The sequence below is a fragment of the Mesorhizobium sp. M7A.F.Ca.MR.362.00.0.0 genome (assembly GCF_004023175.1).
Lineage (GTDB): Bacteria > Pseudomonadota > Alphaproteobacteria > Rhizobiales > Rhizobiaceae > Mesorhizobium.
Genome location: NZ_RZTF01001194.1, coordinates 1 through 223 on the forward strand (window position 1 = coordinate 1; position 223 = coordinate 223).

Sequence of the window (223 nt, forward strand, 5' to 3'; positions counted from 1 at the left end):
CCTCTATTCCTGTTTCTGTTAGTGCTGTCGTATTTTCAATTGTCGGCGGTGTTGTATCTTCCTCCACAGCAACTGGCTTGCCAGGCACTTGACTTGCTTCCACACTTCCTGGAGTTCCTAACTTTTCACCGCTGCTTACCTTAATTGCAGTTGTGGAGCCGTCCTGCGGATATTTATACAAAATCCCCTTGTTAGCGGCAGTATCATCCACACCGAGAACATC

1 protein-coding gene is annotated in these 223 nt (G+C 47.5%); it reads right to left on the reverse strand.

Going from position 1 to position 223, the window contains the following annotated elements; all coding sequences use genetic code 11:
* The coding region (locus tag EOC06_RS40695) for a hypothetical protein (protein WP_164899133.1) at positions 1–223 on the reverse strand (223 nt) is incomplete at both ends.